Here is a 2,196-nt window from a genome sequence, read left to right as displayed (position 1 = left end):
CAAAGCCCTATACGTCAGAGCAATTATTAGAAAAAATTCATACCCTGATTTGCACAAATTAAATAAGTGAGGTAAAATTAGTTAAATTATACGGTCAAATAATTTTAGGAATTTGGACAAAAAAGGTACTAAATAATGGAAATAAAAAATGAAAATAATATTATTTTAATAGTAGATGACACCCCTACTAATTTAGGAGTGCTTTTCGATTTGTTGGCAAAGTCCAACTTTAAAGTGTTAGTGGCGCAAGATGGTGAAAGTGCTATCCAAAAGGTTGAATATGCGCTGCCGGATCTGATTCTCTTGGATGTGCTAATGCCGGGAATAGATGGATTTGAAACTTGCCGTCGCCTGAAAAATAACGAATCAACAAGAGACATTCCCATAATTTTTATGACAGCCCTTACCGAGACGATCGATAAAGTCCAAGGATTGAATCTCGGTGCAGTAGATTACATTACCAAGCCGTTTCAACATGAAGAGGTATTAGCTCGTGTTAGAACTCACCTAAACATTCGGAACTTGACTAAAAAACTCCAAGACCAAAATGTGCGTCTGCAACAGGAGATCGAACACCGTGTCTTAGCAGAGGAAATGCTTTTAAACTTCACAGTTGAATTAGAAAGACGGGTGGAGGAACGGACTGCTGAACTTTCCGAAACTAATCAACAGCTGAAACAGGAGATTCAAGAGCGTCGTTCAACAGAGGCGGCATTGCAGCAATCAGAAGCACAACTGCGAACTCAAGCTCAACAGCTAGAACAAGCCTTTCGCGAACTGCAACAGACTCAGACTCAACTTATTCAGAGCGAAAAAATGTCCAGTCTCGGTCAGCTTGTGGCTGGTGTCGCTCACGAAATTAACAATCCCGTCAGCTTCATTTACGGCAATCTCGAACACGCCAAAAACTATACTCAAGATCTACTCTATCTCCTCAGTTTATATGCTAAGCACTATCCGTCGCCAGTAGAGGAAATTCAGGAGCAGATTGAGGAAATTGAGCTAGAGTTTTTGATGGAAGACCTGCCCAAATTGCTGGCTTCGATGAAGATTGGATCGGAACGTATCCGCGAAATTGTCCTGTCGCTTCGTAAGTTTTCTCGCTTGGATGAAGCAGACAAGAAACCAGTCAACATTCATGAGGGAATTGAGAATACCCTTATGATTTTGGAGAGTCGCATCAGGGAGATGGTAGGCAATACCAGTCTTAAGCTGATCAAAGAGTACGGAGACTTACCGCTCGTCGAGTGTTATGCTGGGCAACTCAACCAAGTATTTATGAATATCATTGCCAACGCCCTTGATGCTCTCAAGGAATACGATTATCATCGATCTGTGGCCGATGTTATCGAGAATCCCAGCACGATTCACATTCATACAAAATTGATTGACCCTGAGCGAGTGTCGATTCGGATTTCTGACAACGGCCCCGGCATGACAGAAGAGGTATGCCGTAGGTTGTTTGACCCTTTTTTTACTACTAAACCTATTGGTTCTGGCACAGGATTGGGGTTATCTATTAGCTACCAAATTGTGGTGCAAAAACATAGTGGCGTTCTAAAATGTGTTTCCGCTCTCGGACAAGGAACAGAGTTCATCATTGAGATTCCTGTGCGGCAGTGCGCTCAGAAATCGCCTTTGCTTAAATGCGTCTGAAGTTCTAGTTGGGAATTTCCACTGGTTGAAGTCCGCTGACAGTAAGACTAGAACTGCTATGCAAACACAATATATTCATGGAAACAATGTCACCAAAAATGTTTTCAGCATTTTGGAAATAGTTGTTTGGGTTATATAAAGGAGTTATATGCCAATACATTTTGTAGCCCAAAGAATGAAGATATGAGAGCAAAGAAAGTGCTTTTTCTAAGCGATCGTTCTCCACATAGAGAATGGGCTTTAACCTATTAATAGTGTTGACCGCTCCTTGCAAAACTTGCAATTCCATCCCTTCAACGTCTAACTTAATCAGGCGACAGTAGGGCAAGTTTAAGCTGTCTACAGTTATCACCTGAACTAACTCGCCTTCAATATGACTGCCAAGCTCTATACCGCCAAAATTATTCGCTCTGTTATAATCGAGTACAGGCACTTTGACGGAGCCGATCGCATCGCCAAGAGCGACATTGTAACAGTAAGTATTAGTTATGCTATTAAGCGCTAAGTTGGCGCAGAGATTTTGAGATCGGAAGAGCGTCG

General features: G+C 41.8%; 2 protein-coding genes. One reads left to right on the top strand and one right to left on the bottom strand.

Translation table 11 applies throughout. From position 1 onward, the window contains the following. Positions 1 to 135 precede the first annotated feature (135 nt). On the top strand, positions 136 to 1,656 hold the full coding sequence (locus tag H6S82_RS30200; protein ID WP_190464330.1) for a response regulator: 1,521 nt from the start codon (positions 136 to 138) through the stop codon (positions 1,654 to 1,656). 4 nt (positions 1,657 to 1,660) lie between these two features. Here H6S82_RS30200 and H6S82_RS30195 read toward each other — a convergent pair. Then, on the bottom strand, positions 1,661 to 2,196 hold a 536-nt coding region (locus tag H6S82_RS30195; RefSeq protein WP_191057244.1), incomplete at its 5' end, for an FkbM family methyltransferase.

The sequence above is a fragment of the Planktothrix sp. FACHB-1355 genome (assembly GCF_014748295.1).
GTDB lineage: Bacteria > Cyanobacteriota > Cyanobacteriia > Cyanobacteriales > Aerosakkonemataceae > Aerosakkonema > Aerosakkonema funiforme_A.
This window is presented reverse-complemented; position numbering and strand designations above follow the sequence as displayed.